This is a genomic window from Streptomyces aculeolatus, assembly GCF_020400605.1.
GTDB lineage: Bacteria > Actinomycetota > Actinomycetes > Streptomycetales > Streptomycetaceae > Streptomyces > Streptomyces aculeolatus.
In genome coordinates, this window is the sequence record NZ_JAINRD010000001.1 from 370,156 (window position 1) to 387,650 (window position 17,495).

Below are 17,495 nucleotides of genomic sequence, written 5' to 3' on the forward strand. Positions count from 1 at the left end.
CAGGGGCTGCGGGGCTTTCGGGTGGTGCGCGCTCGGCAGGATTCGAACCTGCAACCTTCTGATCCGTAGTCAGATGCTCTATCCGTTAAGCTACGAGCGCTTGCTTTCGGGCATTAACGGCCCGGCTGCGTTGCGGGAACAACCTTACATGACCCTCCGCGCCAGGTGAAATCCGATTCCCGCACCCCCGCCGACCTGCGGAAACCGTCGTCGCCACGGCATGCAGAGAGCCCGCGCCGCGGGGCACGGGCTCGCTGGTGCGATGGCGGAGGCGGAGGGATTTGAACCCTCGATGGGGGGTAAACCCCAAACCGCATTAGCAGTGCGGCGCCATAGACCAGACTAGGCGACGCCTCCCGCACACCTGCCGGTCAAGCAGGTGTGTGCAGATGATGGCACAGGCGGCGGGGCCGCTGCCAATCGCACCTACCGTACCGGTCACCATGCCGCCGGGGCAAAGCCCTTGTCGGAGTGCCGGGTCGGGGCGAAGGGGAGGAGGCGGGGCGGAGCGGGCATAGCATCGGTGTACGGGCCGTTTCGGTTCGTAGGCCGATGGTCACGATGCGACAGCACCGCTGGGAGGCGCACGATGGCGTCCGTCCGCAGCAAGGTCCGCGGCGCCCGCGTGAGCATCTGGCTCACCGGGCGGGCGAAGGGGCGGCGCAGGGGGTACGCGCCCGCCGTGGGGGAGGCCGACGGGCTGGATCTGGGGAAGATCGTCGAGGCCACCGTGCGGTTGCTCGACGCCGAAGGGCTGGGGCGGCTGTCGATGCGCCGGCTCGCCGCCGAGCTGGGCGTCACGGCCATGTCCGTCTACTGGTACGTCGACACCAAGGACGAGCTCCTGGAGCTGGCCCTCGACCACGCCTACGCCGAGCTGGACCTCCCCGGCGAGGACGGCGGCGACTGGGTCGCGCAGCTCCGCCAGCTCGCGCACGAGCACCGGCGCATCCTCGTCGCCCACCCCTGGGTCTCCCGCCTCGCCGGCGAGTACCTGAACGTCGGGCCCCACGCCATGGCGTGCGTCGCCGCCGCGCAGCGGGCGATGCGGCGCGCCGGGTTGCCGGAGGAGGCGCTGACGGGCGGGCTGTCGCTGCTGTTCCCGTTCTCGTACGGGTTCGGGGGCGCCGGCGGGCGGCTGGCGGAGCTGTGCCGGGCGGCGGGGGTGACGGAGGACGAGTGCTACGGCGAGTTCGTACGGACGCTGCGCGAGCATCCCGAGTACGTGCAGCCGCCGGCGGCCGTGGATCCGGTGCCGGCCGTGTTGCCCGCCGGGCACGAGCAGCGCGACCGCGACTTCAACTTCGCCCTGGAGTGCGTCCTCGCCGGCCTGGCGGCCATGCGTGACCGCGTCGCCGAGCAGGTGCGGCCCACCATCACGCCCGCGTGAGGGGGCCTAGACCCGCGCCTTCAGCGGTGTCTCCCTGCGCTCCGGCGAGCCCGCCTGCTGCAGGCCGCTGCGCGTCCGCAGCGCCACCTCCTTGATGCACGCCACCATCACGAACGCCAGCAGCGCCGCCGGGGCCGCATACAGGAAGATGTCCGCGAGTCCGTGCCCGTACGAGCTCTCCACCACCGTGCGCACCGGCACCGGCAGTTCCGCGAGGTTCGGGATCGCCGTGCCGTCGCCGCCCGCCTCGCTCGCGGCGCGGGCCGGGGGGATGCCGAGGTCGGTCATGCCGTCGCGCATGTAGCCGGAGATGCGGCTGCCGAGGACGGCGCCGAGGGCGGAGACGCCGACCGCGCCGCCCAGGGAGCGGAAGAACGCGACGGCCGAGCTGGCGGCGCCGAGGTCGGCGGGGTCGACCTGGTTCTGGGTGCACAGGACCAGGTTCTGCATCATCATGCCGATGCCCGTGCCGAGGGCGGCCATGAAGACGGCGATGTGCCAGTACGGGGTGTCGTAGCGCATGGTGCCCAGCAGGCTCAGCCCCGAGGTGAGCAGCAGCCCGCCGGCGACGAGCCAGACCTTCCAGCGGCCGGTGCGGGTGATGACCCACCCGGAGATCGTCGACGCCAGGAAGATCCCCATGATCATGGGGATGGTCAGCAGGCCCGACTTCGTCGGGGTCTCGCCGCGGGCGAGCTGGAAGTACTGGCTCAGGAAGACCGTCGCGCCGAACATCGCGATGCCGACGAAGAGGGACGCGAGCGAGGCGAGGGTGATGGTGCGGTTGCGGAAGAGGCGCAGCGGGAGGACGGGCTCCGGCACCCAGGTCTCGACCCACAGGAACGCGAGTCCGAGGGCGATCGCGCCGCCGGTCATCGCGAACGTCTGCCAGGACAGCCACGCGTACGACTCGCCCGCCAGCGTGACCCAGATCAGCAGCAGCGAGACGGAGGCGCTCATCAGCACGGCGCCGCGCCAGTCGATCGACACCTTCCGGCGCACGACCGGCAGCCGCAGGGTCTTCTGCAGGACGACGAGCGCGAGGATCGCGAACGGGATCCCGATGTAGAAGCACCAGCGCCAGCCCAGCCAGCTGGTGTCGGTGATCACGCCGCCGAGGATGGGGCCGCCGACGGTGGCGACGGCGAAGGTGGCGCCGAGGTAGCCGCTGTAACGGCCGCGTTCGCGCGGGGAGATCATCGCGGCCAGGATGATCTGGGCGAGGGCGCTGAGACCGCCGACGCCGATGCCCTGGACGACGCGGCAGGCGATGAGCATGCCCGTGCTCTGGCTGAGGCCGGCGACGATCGAGCCGGCGACGTAGATCACGAGGGCGAGCTGGACCAGGAACTTCTTGCTGGCGAGGTCGGCGAGCTTGCCCCAGAGGGGGGTGGAGGCGGTCATCGCGAGCAGGGCGGCGGTGACGACCCAGCTGTACGCGCTCTGCGTGCCGTCGAGGTCCGCGATGATCCGGGGGAGGGCGTTGCTGACGATGGTCGAGGAGAGGATGGCCACGAACATGCCGAGCAGCAGGCCGGAGAGGGCCTCCAGTATCTGCCGGTGAGTCATGCCGGGAGATTCGACTTTAGTTTGTTGCACTAAGCAACTGTATGACGAATGGTTGCCGAAGGCAATCGAAGCCGGGGCGAGGCGGGCGGAGGCGACCGGAAGGGGAGCTTCCCCCCGCTGACAGGCGTGCGGGGCGTTCGCTAGTGTCCTGCTCCATGGCTCACAATCCGCAAGGTCAACAGCCCGATCCCAACTACGACCCGGCCGGGAGCACCCAGATGTTCCGCGCCTTCGTGGACGAGGGCGGCGGCCCGCAGGCGCGGCGGCCGCAGCAGCCGGCGGCCGCGGCGGCCAGCTCGGGGCCGCGGGTGGGGCTGATCGTCGGGATCATCGTCGCGGTGGCGGTGCTGGCGGGAGTGGTGTGGCTCGCGGTGGGCTGAGCCTGCCGCCGGAAGCCTGAACGCGGGGTGCGGAGGCCCGAGTTCGGGCCCGGCCCGCCGGGCCCGCGGAGTCCCGGGGTGCGCGTTCTCGTAGCCGCGGGCGGCCTTCGGGCGGCCCTGCCTTCCGTGCTCCCGTAGACGCGGCGTACGGCGCCGTCTACGGCCCGTCGCGTACGGCGTACGGCCCACGGGCGCTGCGGCCCCTCGGGAGCGCCGGGACCCTCGGGTGCTGAGGTCCCGGGAGCGCTGCGGCCCACGGGCGCTGCGGCCGCCCCGCCGCCGTGGTCCTCGCCACCGCGTTCTACGAGCCGGGGCCGGCCCCGCGCCGGCCCCCGTCGTCAGTCCGCGATCAGCCCTGCCCGCAGCTGCGCGAGCGTCCGCGTCAGCAGCCGGGAGACGTGCATCTGCGAGATGCCCACCTCGTCGCCGATCTGGGACTGCGTCATGTTCCCGAAGAACCGCAGCATGATGATCCGCCGCTCCCGCGCCGGGAGTTGGGCCAGCAGCGGCTTCAGCGACTCGCGGTACTCCACGCCCTCCAGCGCCGTGTCCTCGTACCCGAGGCGGTCCGCGAGCGAGCCCTCTCCGCCGTCCTCCTCCGGGGCGGGGGAGTCGAGGGAGCTGGCCGTGTACGCGTTGCCGACGGCGAGGCCGTCGACCACGTCCTCGTCGGACACCCCCAGGTACTGGGCGAGTTCCGGCACGGTCGGGGAGCGGTCCAGCTGCTGCGCGAGGTCGTCGCTCGCCTTGGTGAGCGCCAGGCGCAGCTCCTGGAGCCGGCGCGGGACGCGCACGGACCAGCTGGTGTCCCGGAAGTAGCGCTTGATCTCGCCGATCACCGTGGGCATGGCGAAGGTCGGGAACTCGGTGCCGCGCCGGCAGTCGAACCTGTCGATCGCCTTGATCAGGCCGATGGTGCCGACCTGGACGATGTCCTCCATCGGCTCGTTGCGGCTGCGGAAGCGGGCCGCCGCGTACCGCACGAGGGGCAGGTTCAGCTCGATCAGGGTGTCGCGCACGTACGACCGCTCGGGGCTGTCCCCGGGGGGCAGCTCGGCGAGGCGGAGGAAGAGGGCGCGGGAGAGCGTACGGGTGTCGAGGCTGCCCGAGGTCGAGGTGCCGGCCTCGGCGGCCGCGGGCTCGGGCGCGGCGTCCGGGTCGGGGGGCGCGTCGGGGCCCGGGTCGGCGTCGTCCGCCGGGGCGGCGGGGGCCGGCACGACGGGGGCCGTCCCGGTGGCGCCCGGCACGGCGGGCCCCGGGGCGGCGGTGGCGGCCGGGGCGGCGTCGGGCCCGGCCTCGGGCACCGCGGCCCCGTGTAGTGGTGGGGGCGCGGGTGGCGCCGGGGCGTGGCCGGCTGCCGCCGGGTCGGGAGACGGGGCCAGGGTACGGTCCGGGCCCTGGGCCGTGGCGGCCCGGGCGTCGGGGAAAGCCGCTTGTGCGCCGAGAGGCGCGACTTCGGTGAGCATCTGCGAGCTGCCCAGTTCTGCGGACATGCCACCCCCTTGAGGTCGCGGACGGTTCCAGGCCGCCCCTCCCGTTTGTACCGGTGGAGACTCGACTCCCGCCGGACTGCCGAGAGAAGCAGCCTCCGACTGAGATACCGGGTGCCGGGGCACGCCAAACACCGTTCCAGCAGAATGTCACAAGTCGGCAACGCGCTGTAGCGCCAAGTCGACATATACGCGCAGATACGGAGCCTGGGCGTCAGCGACGACCCCGAAGAGTCCTACCCGATCCGGTTAGGAATCGATCCGGTTTGCGGATCGCAGTCGTGCGAAGCTGCGCGACAGCAGCCGGGAAACGTGCATCTGGGACAGCCCGAGCTCCGCGCTGATCTGCGACTGGGTCATGTTCCGGTAGTAGCGCAGCATGAGGATGTGCTGCTCGCGCTCCGGCAGTTGGACGAGGAGATGCCGTACGAGGTCGCGGTGCTCGACGCCGGCCAGCGCCGGGTCCTCGTACCCGAGCCGGTCCAGCAGCCCCGGCATGCCGTCGCCCTCCTGGGCGGCTTCGAGGGAGGTGGCGTAGTACGAGCGGCCGGCCTCGCGGCAGGCCCGTACCTCGTCCTCGCCGACCTTCAGGTGCGCGGCGATCTCGGCGGTGGTGGGCGCGCGGCCGTGCCGTACGGTCAGGTCCTCGGTGGCGCCGCTGACCTGGGCCCACAGCTCGTGCAGCCGGCGGGGGACGTGGACGGTGCGGACGTTGTCCCTGAAGTAACGTTTGATCTCCCCCACCACCGTGGGCATGGCGAAGGTCGGGAACTGCACGCCGCGGGCCGGGTCGAAGCGGTCGATGGCGTGGATGAGGCCGATGGTGCCGACCTGGAGGACGTCCTCCATGGGCTCGTTGCGGCTGCGGAAGCGGGCGGCGGCGTAGCGGACGAGGGGCAGGTTGGCCTCGATGAGCGCGGTACGGACGCGGGTGTGCTCGGGGGTGCCGGGTTCGAGCGCTGTGAGCTGGGCGAAGAGCGCGCGGGTGAGGGCGCGGGAGTCGGGCTTGCGGGTCTCTTCGGGGTCGGTGGTGTCGACCGGGTCGGCGGGGTCTCCGGTGGTCGCGGGGTCTCCGGGGCCCGAGGGGCCCGCGGGCCCGGCGGCCGGCTCGGCGGAGCCGCCGGGGGCGGGAGCCGGGGCGGGGGCGTCCTGAGGGCCTGCGGGCCTGGGCGACCCGGGCGCGGGGGCCGGGGCCCGGGGCGCCGTGGGGGCGGGAGCGGAGGCGGGAGCGGGCGGGCGGCCCGGAGCCGCCGCGGGCGGGCCCGGGGCGGGCGCCGCGGCGGCGGGCGGCGGGGGCGGCCCGGGCGGCCCGGGCGGCCCGGGCGGCGGTCCAGGGGCAGGCGGGGCGGTACGCGCGGACAACGGCTGCACCACACCACCACCCCTTCACGACCACGTGACGTACGACGACCGGCGCCACGGCGCGTACCGCAGCCGGGACCGGAAAATCTGGCAAAGCGGTCATAGCATCACAAGAGATGCGCACTCTGTGCAAGCACCGTAATTTGCCGTGTTGGCGGCCAGTTGGCCGCCGCCGCGGGCCCCGGCGGAGGGCCGTTCGGCCAGGCAGGAGGGCTGATCGCGTACGGGTGTACGCGGCCGATCGCGTGGTCGGCGATCACCCGGGCGGGCAGCCGACCGGCAGCCGGCCCGGCACCCGGCGCCCGGGCGGGCACCCCGCGGGGCGGCCGCCGCGGGCCGGGAGGACGGGGCGTACGGCCCCCGGCGTCACTCCGACGAGGAGGCGTCGTCCAGCAGGTCGGACATCACGTCGCCGATGCCCTTGGCCAGCTCCGAGATCCACTCGAAGACGACCTGCACGACGTCGGCCGCCTGCGAGGGGGAGCTGATGATCGAGTAGACGGCGAAGAGCCCGACGAGCCCCAGCGCTATCTTCTTGTAGTCCACGAGCGTCGATGCCTCCCCTGTGCGGCACACGCCCGTTTCCTGCTCTCTCCCCAGGCGCAGTCGCGATGATTCTATCCGCGCTTGGAGTCGTACCCACGTTTTATGGACTAAAGGCCCGGTCACAGAGGGCTTTTGCAGGTCACACCCGGGGCCGCCCGCGGCGCACCATGGACGGTGAGCCCGCCGGGCCTGGCAGGACCCCGGTGGGCTCGGGGCGGAGCCACTGCGCGTCCGCCGCGGCACTCCCCCCTCGCCGCGGCCGGTCGTACGGCCCCGCCCGCCGCGGGGGGAGGCGGCCGGTTCCCCCCGGGGCCGCCTCCCCCTCCGCAGGCCGGCCCCGGCACACCTCCCCGCCGCCGAACCCGCTGCTGTAGGTTGACCGTTGGTCCGCCGACCCGACGATGCCGACAGGGATGACCGCCGTGGCAGACGACGCCTCACCGAAGCCCTTATCGCCCCTCGACGTCGTCGACTCGACGGTGTCGCACTCGGCGCGGATCTGGAACTACTGGCTCGGCGGCAAGGACAACTACGACGTCGACCGCCGCGTCGGCGACGAGATCCTGGCCTACGTACCGGAGTTGGTCCGCTCCGCCCGCGCGGACCGCCACTTCCTCACCCGCGCGGTCCACTACCTGGCCGCCGAAGCGGGCGTACGGCAGTTCCTCGACATCGGCACCGGCCTGCCGACCGTGGACAACACCCACGAGGTCGCCCAGCGCGTCGCGCCGGAGTCCCGCATCGTCTACGTGGACAACGACCCGCTCGTCCTCACCCACGCCCACGCCCTGCTGACGAGCACCGCCGAGGGGGCGACCGCGTACATAGACGCGGACGTCCGCGACCCGGAGGCCATCGTGCGCGCAGCCGCCGGCACCCTCGACTTCGACCGCCCCGTGGCGATCACCATGCTGGGCATCCTGAACTTCGTCCTCGACGACGACCAGGCCCGGGACATCGTCCACCGGCTCCTCGACAGCGTGCCCGCGGGCAGCCACCTGGTCGTCTCGCACCCCACCACGGAGGTCGACGGCGAGGCCATGACGGGCGCCGTGGACTACTGGAACTCCCAGGGCACCGCACCCATGCGGCTGCGCACGCGCGACGAGTTGGCGCGCCTCTTCGACCGCGTGACGCTGGTCGAGCCGGGCGTGGTGTCCTGCTCCCGCTGGCGCCCCCGGGAGGACGCCGAACTGGGCCGCATCGTGGACGTCACCCACTTCTGCGGCGTCGGCGTGAAGCCCTGACGGGCGTACGCGGCGAGGGCTGAGGCAACCCCGGCCGACGGCCCACTGCCCCGTCCCCCGCCGGGCGGCCCGGTGCCGGACCCTCGACCGGGGCGCGGCCCGCTATGCGCCGGATTCCGGGTCCCACCGACCACCGGCGTGCCGGGCGAGGGCGGTGACCAAGGCGTGGTGCTGCGGCTCGGAGAGCGGGCCGAGGATGCACAGCGGCCGGCGCTCGTTCAGGGGCCGGGGCGGCCGGATGTGGGACAGCCCGGCGGGGGGCGAGGAGGCTGCCGGCCGGCTGCCGGCCCCGTACTCGATCTGGAGCGCGCTGTAGCGGGGGCCTCCGGAGAACTCCGTCACGTATCCCAGCGTGCAGGCTCCCACCCGGCTCCAGGCGTACGTCCGGCGACCCGCGGGCCCGTCGGAGGGCGTGGCACGGCGCCGGTCGGTGGTGGTGATGCCGTCCGCGTCGATCCGGAGCGACCAGGGAGCGGTGTGCCGAACGGACCGGTGGTGCCCTGACCAGGCGCGGGTCCGCCTGATGAGCCATTGGCCGTACAGGACGGTCAGCGGAACGGCCGGGACGGCGAGCCACGCCAGCACTTCGCCGTCCGAGTTGAGCTGCCCCTGATCGAGCCACATGAACGTCATCGGGATGAGCAGACCGAGCGCCGCCAGGGTGAGGACCGCGAAGGCCGCCCAGTGCCACGTCCCCGGCGGTCGGCGACGGTAGGTCACGTAGCTGGAAACGGGCTCCCGGCCGGTCCACCTGACCTCGAACGCATCGCCCCCGCCCGCGTCCGCGCCCGCTCCGGTCTCCGCCGTCCCGTACGGCTCCGGGAGCCGGGCGGTGACGACCCGGCGCACCGCGGGCGGGACCAGTCGCTCGGTGCCGGGTTCTCCCTCGGTGGCGGCGGCTCCGGGGGAACGGAGGCGTTCCATGCGTTCGTGGACCGCCGAGGCCGACTGGGGCCGCCGCTCCGGATCGCGTTGCAGCAGCTCGGCGACGAGCGCGCCGACCTGTTCCGGAACGTCCGGGCGCAGATCGCGCAACCGGCGGGGCTCCTCGTTGAGTTTGCGGTGGATGACGGAGAGCGCGCCGCCCTCCCCGAACGGGGGCTCGCCGGTGAGCAGGGCGAAGAGGACGCCCCCCAGGGCGTAGAGGTCGGAGCGGTGGTCACCGCGCTCGTCCAGGAACTGTTCGGGCGCTCCGTACAGTGCGGTGCCGACCGGGGAGAGCGCCGAGGTGGGGACGACGGTGAACGTGTGGCTGTGGGTGAACCCGGCGATGCCGAAGTCCACGACCTTCACCCGGCCGTCGGGGGTGAGCATGACGTTGGACGGCTTGATGTCGTAGTGGACGACATCGGCGAGGTGGGCGGCGACCAGGGCGGCACAGATCTCCTGGGCGATCTCCAGCGCCCGTGCCGGCGGCAGCGGGGCGTGCTCGCGGATGTGCCGGGCGAGCGTGACGCCGTCCACGTGCTCCATCACCAGGAACTGGAGACTGTCGTGGACACCCCGGTCGTAGAGAGAGACCACATTGGGGTGGTTGATCTGGGCGGCGGCGATGGCCTCCCGCTCGAACCGGTGCAGCAGGTCGGGTGCGGCGTCGTCGCGGACCAGGAGCTTGACGGCCACGTCGCGGTGGAGGTCGCGGTCGCGCGCGGACCACACCTCGCCCATGCCGCCCCGGCCCAGCCGCTCCCGCATTTCGTACTTGCCCGCTATGCGCGTGCCGCGCTCCATCCCTGCCTCCGGTGAGGGGCCGTCGGATCCACCCTAGACGGCCGCCGACCTCCCCAACCACGCCTGTGGACAAGCCCGGTTCGGGACCGAAGGGCCGCGCGGACCGACAGACCCGCCGTCCGCCGCGGAACCGCGGACGAGGGGGGACTCCACCCGCGGGTGCCCGAAACGGGACCCCCGGCAGCACGAAGGGCGGACCTTGTCGGGTCCGCCCTTTCGCCTACCTGCGGTAGCGGTGGGATTTGAACCCACGGTGGAGTTGCCCCCACACTCGCTTTCGAGGTCTGTTCGGGCTGGTCAGAGGGTTGTACGGGGTCGTTCAGGAAGGTTCAGAGCGGGTTCCGGCCGCGTCGGGCGAACCCTGGTGAACGGCGCCGGACGTTCGTGAATGAGACCAAAAGTGAGACCAGTAACGCAGCCTCCCCACACCCGTTCAGCCTGAGGCTTCTGCCCGGGGACCAGGAGTTCCACCCTGGTCGTCGTCCCCGTCGTCGTCAGCGTCCTCATAGTCCGCCAGACGGGCACCTCTGCTATCGGCGACGCGCAGCGCGTTGGCCAACGCGCGGTTGGAGGCTTCGAGCGCTCGGCGGAGCGCGGGCACTCCTGCCGTGCTGTCGCTCAGCACCTCCTGCACATCCTTGCGCGCCGCATCGGCATCGCACAGTTGTTCCTCCTCGGTTGCATCGGCGAGGGGCGCGAGTACGCTCTCGCCGTCTCCGGAGCTGAGGAAGCAGGGCTTGCCCGTCTCGGTCACCCATGGCAAGAGGCGGAGCCCCGGGCAGGGTGCGGCGGTCTTTTCCCGCTCGTAGCTCAACGCTCTCGCCCTCCGACGCGGGAATCGGTGATCGTGGTCAGCATGGTCCGTCCCATCCCTTGGCCGTCCGAAGGACGGTGAGTGTGGTCGTGGGGGTGATGATCAAGGTCTCGCCGCTCGTGAACGTGACCCGCTTGCCGCCTCCGGCGAGATGGACGAGGTCATGCACGCTCAGGACTCGACCGCCTATCCGGATCTCGTCGCCGAGGAGGACCGAAGCCGCGTCGACCTCGATGGCGACCTGCTTCTCACTTCGCGCCATGCGTGGCCCTTTCGTCGGGCACCGCGCGCTCGGCGCTGGCGCGGTGACACGGGCAATCGCACTGCTCGTAGGAGATGCCGGCGGTGGCTCGTGGCTGCTTGTGGCCGGCGTGGCGGCACTCCTGGTGCTGCCCGACGTGACAAACGGGGGACCGGTAGCTCACGCCTGGCCACCGCCCAGATACGCCGTGCCCGAACGAGGGCAGAGCGGAAGCGTGTGGCCTGGCGCGTTGCTCTGTCGCGTACGGGCCTCGTGTGCCAGGAGATACGGGCGAACGAGGGCGCTGGGATGGCCCTCGGTGTACGCGGCCGTCCTGTGGGGCTCTGGTGAGGCATCGAGGTGTCCGCTCACCCGCGGAGGCGGAACCGATCGGTGGCGTCCGGTGGCTGGGAAGAGCCAGCGAGCCGCCCGTTCTAAGGCTCGGAGGAGGTATCGGTTCATGACAAACAGCTCCCTACGCCGGCGGTCCGGTTTCCTCAGGTGTGGCAGGGCGTTCGCTCGGTGGGGTGTCGGTGAGGACGACGGCCCACGCCACGGAGCCCTGCGCACTGACTTCCATCCCGAACCGGTCGCCTCTGCCCAGCGCGGCTAAGAGCTGGTCCCATGCCGCCCACGACATGGCTTCAGGCATGACGGCCTCGACACGGATGGAACCGGCCTGGCGTTTGATGTGTGGGGTGAGCCCAGCCGCGGTGATCGCAGACGCGATCGATCGGGCCACGGCCTCGGGTCGGGACATGCGGAACCTCCGCCAGCTAGGGCTCACGGTGAGTAAAGCTAGCTATCTAGATTAAAGCTGGTGAGCTAGATTTTCCACATGCCTGAGCAGCCGCCCTACCTCCGCATCGCTGACCTGCTCCGGCGCCGCATCTCGGACGGCGAGTGGCCGCCGGGCGAGCGGCTGCCGTCCCGGGCGCGTCTCGCCGCTGACTACGGAGTCGGCGACGCAGTGGTCCGCCGCGCCCAGGAACTACTCATCTCCCAGGGCCTCCTGGAGGGACGTGCAGGCTCAGGCACGTACGTCGCCGAGCCGCGCGAGCGCCTGCGCATGGTCCGCTCGCTCCAGCGCACGCGGCGGGACGGCTCGCCCTTTCGCGCGGACATGGCCGACCTCGGCAAGACCGGAACCTGGGAGGCCCAGAGCGAAGCGAAGGTGCCGGCGCCACCCGCCATCGCGGGCCGCCTTCGGATCACGGAGGGCGACCCCTGTGTCCGGACGGATTACGAGTTCATGGCCGAGGGCAAGCCGGTGCAGCTCTCGTCAAGCTGGGAACCGCTGAGCATCACGGGCGGCACGATCATCGTGCTGCCGGAAGGCGGCCCGCATGCCGGCCGCGGCGTGCTGGAGCGCATGGCCGTGATCGGCGTCGAGGTGAGCCGTTCCGTCGAGCGGCCGGAGCCCGGAGAAGCGTCAGCCCGCGAAGCGCAACTGCTCGGCATCCCGCGTGGGGCTCTCGTCACGCGCATCGAGCGCACGTACTACGCAGACGACGGACGGCCGGTCGAAACTGCCGACATCATCATTCCCGCCGCCCGTGCGGAGATCGTGTACGAACTGGAGATAAACCCCGAAGGGTGAGCTGGGCCTGCGGCGCTCGGACTGCACTCTTCCGGCGACGGGCTGGGACCGTATCGAACTTGCGGAGACTCGGCCTACGATGCGCAAGGCGTGGACCGACTCCGGCGAGGCGCATGCCCGGCGGGGCCTGATGCAGCGTGTGGATTGTCTGGTGCGCATCGTGCCGGCCCCGCCGCCGCTCATGCGGATGTTGTGCGAGCGCGCGGGGGAGTTCGGGACAGTCAAGGACGGAAAGGCTGTTTGCCAGCGAGCGAGGCGACGTCATCACGGCCTCGTCGCACTCGCGGGCGTGGAAGCGTGCTCAGGCTCGGCGAACGCACCGTCGGGCGCGCGCTGCTCGGGCCAATGCGCAGGTCGAGCGGGGTTGCACCAGCCTGCAGACGTGGCAGATCTTCGGTGCAGCTGAATGGATGTCCTCAATCGCTGCAGCCGTCCTCACCCTTGAACGGCAGCGCTGGGACAGTTGGGTGACTACCTTGGTGACGTGACAACAGACGCCGAAGCTTTCGGTGATGATGCCTGGAAGCTCGTTGAGCGGGTCCGGAACCCGTGGGGGAAGGTCCCCCTCACCGCGGGGGGCCGATCTCTGCATGGACGTTCACGTGACTACATGGACAAATTGTTGAGCTTGCAGCGGGGTAAGGACCCGGTCAGCCGTCGGCACCACTACGTCCCAAAGACGTATCTTCGCCAGTGGTCCGCGGGCACTAAGCGGGTGTGGGCATTAGATACCGCCACGGGGGCGGTGAAGAAACTCGGTCTTGCTGACGTCTGCGTCGAAGAGGACTTCTATCGGGTCGTCGGGCCGGATGGCACTGCCCACAACCGTGTAGAGCTACTCTTCGGTGTCGTGGACGCTGAACTTCGGCGGGTTCAAGATTTGTTCAATAAACTTGAAGAACCAGACGGGCTGAATTTCGATGACCTGATCGCGCTTGGTGTCACTATGGCTGTCCAGCGCATGCGCACCCTGCAAGAGCGCCGCCTTCGTCAGCAGCACAACGCTTGGCTCGTCGCACAGAATCCACGCCAATTCAAACCGATGAACGATCCCGAGAACCCGCACATGGCCGCGGGCACCCACACCAAGTTGTTGTTCTCGGCCATGTGGGAAGCCGCCGACGTGCTTACTACTCGGCAGATTGAGGTATGGCATGACCACCAGGGGCGCTTCATGACCTGCGATGCACCGGTGCTTGTCCCGTTCAAGCGCAACGTACGCCCAAGCCTGATTGCTGCGCCCTACGTCCTCTGGCCGATCAGCCCGCATCGCGTCGTGGCACTGGGTAATGATCTCCTAGGCGAGAAGGCCGTCATACGTGAAGCCACCGGAAAGCTCGTGGGCATCGTGCGAACCGGCGTGGAACAGGGGCGGGAGCGTATGATCTTCGCCAGTGAGGAGCAGCGCGACCGGATGCCCCGAACCAAGAAGTTCCGGCGACGAGCACAGACGCGGCTTCGATGCTCGCAGCGGACCCCTAAGGGCGAGTATTTGGAGCCTCCCGGCTGCTGCACAGAACAATCATCCGCCTTCGCGGCGGGTCCAGACGTCGTTCTCTGTGACCAAGGACTTCACGTCCCCGCGCCGAACATGTGGTTGTATAAATAGCAGGATTGAAGCACGGATACGTTACACTCTGCCGGCGTCTTGAAAATGATAGAAAGCGACGTGGTGATTGGCCCACAGAATGATCGCCCCCGTCTCGATGTACCTGTGATAGCCCGCGGTTCGATGGTCGCTAATGCACATCGAGCAGTCGCGTAACCCCTCTCACAGCCGCCGACCACCCGATCTAGATCAGCCGTGGGGACTGTGTGCGATGCAATACCGTCCGAGTCTCATCGACGGCTGGCCCCTCCAGAGCTGGCCTGACTCCTGCCAACGAGTTTCCAAGTTCATCGGCTGTATCCCGAGCGTGCAATTTCCGCATGTGCTCACTGGAGTTCGTCGCGTTGAGTCTTCGGCGAGATGTCCATGTTGGCGGTACACCGCTTCGAAATGTGGCAGACTCCCAGGTGGCGCGAACCACTTCGAGGGACGATTCGACCTCAGCCGTTTAACGACAAGCTCAGTGCGGTTTCCAGCTGTTCTCGTACGCGCTGGAGCCGAGCCGCGTCGACCGGCAGCGCCTCTGCGAGGCGGCTCAGGTCGTTCAGGGTGCCATTCACCTGCCGCCAGGTGGGTTCTCGCCGCAGGAACTGTTCCAGAGCGGCTAGCGCCTGGTCCCAGTCGGGCTTCGCACACGCCACGACGATGAGATTGCCCCATGCGTGAGCCGCGTCAGGATCGTGCCCGGTTCCTTGGCTCTTGAGCAGGGATATCGCCTGACGCCAGCACTCGTGCTCATCCTCCCGCCCCATGAGCCGGTACAACAAGGCCAACTCGTACAGAATCCAGGCGTCGCTGGGGTTGAGGTCGTGGGCGCGGTCGAAGTCAGCGAGGGCCCGCTCGTGATTGCCCCCGAGCCGGTGGACCATGCCGCGCTGGGTGAGGACCTGGGCGTCGTTGGGGTCGAGGTCGTGGGCGCGGTCGAGGTCTGCGAAGGCCGGCACATGGCCGTCCAGCTCCCAATGGGTTATGCCGCGCAGCGTGAGGACCCAAGCGTCGTTGGGGTCGAGGCTGTGGGCGCGGTCGAAGTCTGCGAGCGCCCGCTGGTGATTGCCCCCGAGCCGGTGGACCATGCCGCGCTGGGTAAGGACCCAGGTGTCGTCGGGGTCGAGGCTGTGGGCGCGGTCGAGGTCTGCGAGGGCCGGGACATGGCCGCCCATCTCCCGGTGGGTTATGCCGCGCTGGGTGAGGACCTGGGCGTTGTCGGGGTCGAGGCTGTGGGCGCGGTCGAAGTCTGCGAGGGCCCGCTGGTGATTGCCCCCGAGCCGGTGGACCATGCCGCGCATCGTAAGGACCTGGGCGTCGTTGGGGTCGAGGCTGTGGGCGCGGTCGAAGTCAGCGAGGGCCCGCTCGTGATTGCCCCCGAGCCGGTGGACCATGCCGCGCTGGGTAAGGACCTGGGTGTCGCCGGGGTCGAGGCTGTGGGCGCGGTCGAAGTCTGCGAGGGCCCGCTGGTGATTGCCCCCGAGCCGGTGGACCATGCCGCGCATCGTAAGGGCCCAGGTGTCGTCGGGGTCGAGGCTGTGGGCGCGGTCGAAGTCAGCGAGCGCCCGCTCGTGATCGCCCATGAGGCTGTAGGTCACGCCGCGTCCGGCGAGGGCTAGTTCAGTCTCCGGGTCGAGGGCCAAGGCGTGTGCATATGCGTCGAGGGCCTCTTGGCGGTTGCCCGCGTTGTGGTGCTCGCGGCCGAGGAGAGCGTGGGCGCGCGCCTGGGTGGTGGTGTCGAGACCGGGGGCGGTGGTGAGGTGTTCGAGGGCTGGCAGAGTGCTGTTGGCACCAGTATCCGCCGCTTCGGCCAGGCGCCGGCCCCAGTGGCTAAGGGCGGGATCGTTGGTGTCCTGGCTTGCCTGGTGGAGAGTCTGAGCCCAGCGGCGGAGCGTGGGCAGGCCGTGGTCACAGGCATGGATAGTCTCCGCGAGAGCGGCGGTCAGGGCGTGTCGCGGGTTGGCGCACAGGCGGTGGTAGGTCTCGGCCAAGTGGTGAGCGCGCCACTCTCCGTCGTGCCAACGGTCGAGGTCGCCGTCGGGGGATGCTTCTTCGATGGCGTCCCGGCGTTGCCGATGGTGGTCAGCGAGGCGGGTGTGGAGTTCGCGCCATTGGCCCTGGGTGTGGGTGCGCTGGTGGCGGAGCATGAGGGCACGGACGGTGTCGTGGTAGCGGACCTGGCCGTGGTGCTGGCGGATGAAGGGCAGCGTCCGCAGCCAGGCATAGGAGTCGGCGGTCTCACCGGGGACAGCCGCGTGATAGATGTCCTCATCCAGTTGGAGGGGCAGGGCGCAGGCCAGGGCTGCTGCCCGGCGTGCGGGGTCGCCGATCCACCTGAGGAAGCGATCAACGGCCGTTTCGGATGGGTCGATGACCTCGCCCGGGGCGGTGGGGTGTGGCTGGGCGAGCATGTCCACCAGGACCGGGAGACGGCCGGACAGGCGCAAGATGACCTCGACGATGGACTCCTCACGTACACCGCGTCGGGCAAGAAGGTCGCGGGCCTCGGTCTCGGTGAAGACCTCCAGGGGTACCTCCGTCAGGACCTGGGCCCAGTCGCCCCAGCACTGCGGATTCAACCGTCCCTGTCCAGCGAGCACGACGATGACGTTGGCTGCCAACTCGCCGTAGCCGTCCTTGCAGGTGATCTCGCGCAGCCAGGCGTCCAGAACGGGGCCGGTGCGTTCGTAGACATCGAAGAACAGCACCACCAACTCCCGCGCGTCGGCCACCTTCGCCAGATCCCTCAGGAAGACAGGCGTGAGCACCTTCAGCGGCGACATCACCAACTGCACGCCCTCGACCCCGCCCAGCCGGGCCGACAACGCCATCCACACCCGGTCGAGCCCCATCGCCATTCGTTCGGGGTCCAGCACACCGGCCAGTCCCCCGATTCCCGGCACCGCACCCAGGCCCACCAACGCCCCACGAGCGGCGACCGCGCTGCCCGCCGACACCACAGGCGATCCCTCGGCCGTTTCCGGATCCGCCACGACCGCGCGCGCAGCCTCGTGCCGGTGCTTGCGGTACTCCTCCAACTTCTTCTCGAACTCCCGAAGCTCCACGCCCTGCCGGCGCAGCGAGACGGCAATGGACTCCATAGCCTCGACCGCGTCATGGACATCGTCCTCGACGACCGCGGTCACCACCTGATCACGCTCCTCCGCCTGCTGCCGCCACTGCTGCACAAGCGCCGTCTTCCCCACCCCGCTCTGACCGTGCACGTGCCACAGGTGACGGAAGAGGGACGCCCCCTCGAACGGATCACGCGCCAGGTTCTCCCGGAACGCCGCGAGCTGCTCACCCCGCCCGATGAAGCTCCCCCGCCGCTGCCGCCGCAACAGCTCCTGCCGCGTGGGCCGCCGCTGCGCCATCCGGTGCCCCTTCCAACGACCGACCGCACGCACCACCAGCATCGTAGCCACGGCCTAACCCTCTGTGCAGAAACGGACGCGCCGCTACGGTTGACGGCCCCGCGAACGACTCTCAGCCACGCTCCGCCGGGATAGGAAAGTAGTATTGGGTCTAGCT

At 70.3% G+C, this 17,495-nt stretch carries 13 protein-coding genes, 2 tRNA genes and 1 pseudogene; 5 read left to right on the forward strand and 11 right to left on the reverse strand.

The window, feature by feature from the left end:
* Nucleotides 1-27: 27 nt before the first annotated feature.
* Nucleotides 28-100, reverse strand: a tRNA-Arg gene (locus LG396_RS01450).
* Nucleotides 101-263: 163 nt separating this feature from the next.
* Nucleotides 264-357, reverse strand: a tRNA-Ser gene (locus tag LG396_RS01455).
* A 232-nt stretch (nt 358-589) separates the two neighbouring features.
* Here LG396_RS01455 and LG396_RS01460 point away from each other — a divergent pair.
* Nucleotides 590-1,390 carry a TetR/AcrR family transcriptional regulator gene (locus LG396_RS01460; RefSeq protein ID WP_225793250.1) on the forward strand — a complete coding sequence of 267 codons (801 nt, stop codon included), beginning with the start codon at nt 590-592 and terminating at the stop codon, nt 1,388-1,390.
* A gap of 39 nt (nt 1,391-1,429) precedes the next feature.
* Here the strand turns inward: LG396_RS01460 and LG396_RS01465 are convergent.
* Nucleotides 1,430-2,959 (reverse strand): annotated as a pseudogene (locus tag LG396_RS01465) (MDR family MFS transporter); the annotation flags it as partial.
* A 155-nt stretch (nt 2,960-3,114) separates the two neighbouring features.
* On the opposite strand from LG396_RS01465, the gene LG396_RS01470 reads away from it, so the two are divergent.
* Nucleotides 3,115-3,339, forward strand: coding sequence for a hypothetical protein (locus LG396_RS01470; RefSeq protein ID WP_225793251.1), 225 nt, complete (start codon nt 3,115-3,117; stop codon nt 3,337-3,339).
* 338 nt (nt 3,340-3,677) lie between these two features.
* Here the strand turns inward: LG396_RS01470 and LG396_RS01475 are convergent, their stop codons facing one another.
* From LG396_RS01475 to LG396_RS01485, 3 genes are all read right to left on the reverse strand, one after another.
* Nucleotides 3,678-4,643 carry an RNA polymerase sigma factor SigF gene (locus tag LG396_RS01475; protein WP_018841175.1) on the reverse strand — a complete coding sequence of 322 codons (966 nt, stop codon included), beginning with the start codon at nt 4,641-4,643 and terminating at the stop codon, nt 3,678-3,680.
* A gap of 435 nt (nt 4,644-5,078) precedes the next feature.
* On the reverse strand, nt 5,079-6,203 hold the full coding sequence (locus LG396_RS01480) for an RNA polymerase sigma factor SigF (RefSeq protein WP_225793252.1): 1,125 nt from the start codon (nt 6,201-6,203) through the stop codon (nt 5,079-5,081).
* Between the two features lie 354 nt (nt 6,204-6,557).
* Nucleotides 6,558-6,767, reverse strand: a complete 210-nt coding sequence (locus tag LG396_RS01485; RefSeq protein WP_263978716.1) for a hypothetical protein — start codon at nt 6,765-6,767, stop codon at nt 6,558-6,560.
* 392 nt (nt 6,768-7,159) lie between these two features.
* Here LG396_RS01485 and LG396_RS01490 point away from each other — a divergent pair, with 392 nt between their 5' ends.
* Nucleotides 7,160-7,984: an SAM-dependent methyltransferase gene (locus LG396_RS01490; protein ID WP_225793616.1), complete on the forward strand. Its 825-nt coding sequence runs from the start codon at nt 7,160-7,162 to the stop codon at nt 7,982-7,984.
* A 102-nt stretch (nt 7,985-8,086) separates the two neighbouring features.
* On the opposite strand, the gene LG396_RS01495 is transcribed toward LG396_RS01490, so the two are convergent.
* The 4 genes from LG396_RS01495 to LG396_RS01510 all read right to left on the reverse strand — a co-directional run bounded on the left by LG396_RS01495 (nt 8,087) and on the right by LG396_RS01510 (nt 11,530).
* On the reverse strand, nt 8,087-9,715 hold the full coding sequence (locus tag LG396_RS01495; protein WP_225793253.1) for a protein kinase domain-containing protein: 1,629 nt from the start codon (nt 9,713-9,715) through the stop codon (nt 8,087-8,089).
* A 433-nt stretch (nt 9,716-10,148) separates the two neighbouring features.
* Complete coding sequence (locus LG396_RS01500) at nt 10,149-10,529, reverse strand: hypothetical protein (protein WP_225793254.1); 381 nt, start codon at nt 10,527-10,529, stop codon at nt 10,149-10,151.
* Between the two features lie 37 nt (nt 10,530-10,566).
* Nucleotides 10,567-10,791, reverse strand: a complete 225-nt coding sequence (locus LG396_RS01505) for a hypothetical protein (protein WP_225793255.1) — start codon at nt 10,789-10,791, stop codon at nt 10,567-10,569.
* A gap of 454 nt (nt 10,792-11,245) precedes the next feature.
* Nucleotides 11,246-11,530 (reverse strand): hypothetical protein, encoded by a 285-nt coding sequence (locus tag LG396_RS01510; RefSeq protein WP_225793256.1) that lies wholly within the window; start codon nt 11,528-11,530, stop codon nt 11,246-11,248.
* Between the two features lie 78 nt (nt 11,531-11,608).
* On the opposite strand from LG396_RS01510, the gene LG396_RS01515 reads away from it, so the two are divergent.
* Both LG396_RS01515 and LG396_RS01520 read left to right on the forward strand, forming a co-directional pair.
* Complete coding sequence (locus LG396_RS01515) at nt 11,609-12,370, forward strand: GntR family transcriptional regulator (RefSeq protein ID WP_225793257.1); 762 nt, start codon at nt 11,609-11,611, stop codon at nt 12,368-12,370.
* A 484-nt stretch (nt 12,371-12,854) separates the two neighbouring features.
* Entirely contained in the window at nt 12,855-13,979 is a 1,125-nt protein-coding gene (locus LG396_RS01520) for a DUF4238 domain-containing protein (protein WP_225793258.1), read from the forward strand.
* 440 nt (nt 13,980-14,419) lie between these two features.
* Here LG396_RS01520 and LG396_RS01525 read toward each other — a convergent pair whose 3' ends face one another.
* Nucleotides 14,420-17,380: an ATP-binding protein gene (locus LG396_RS01525; RefSeq protein WP_225793617.1), complete on the reverse strand. Its 2,961-nt coding sequence runs from the start codon at nt 17,378-17,380 to the stop codon at nt 14,420-14,422.
* Nucleotides 17,381-17,495 lie beyond the last annotated feature (115 nt).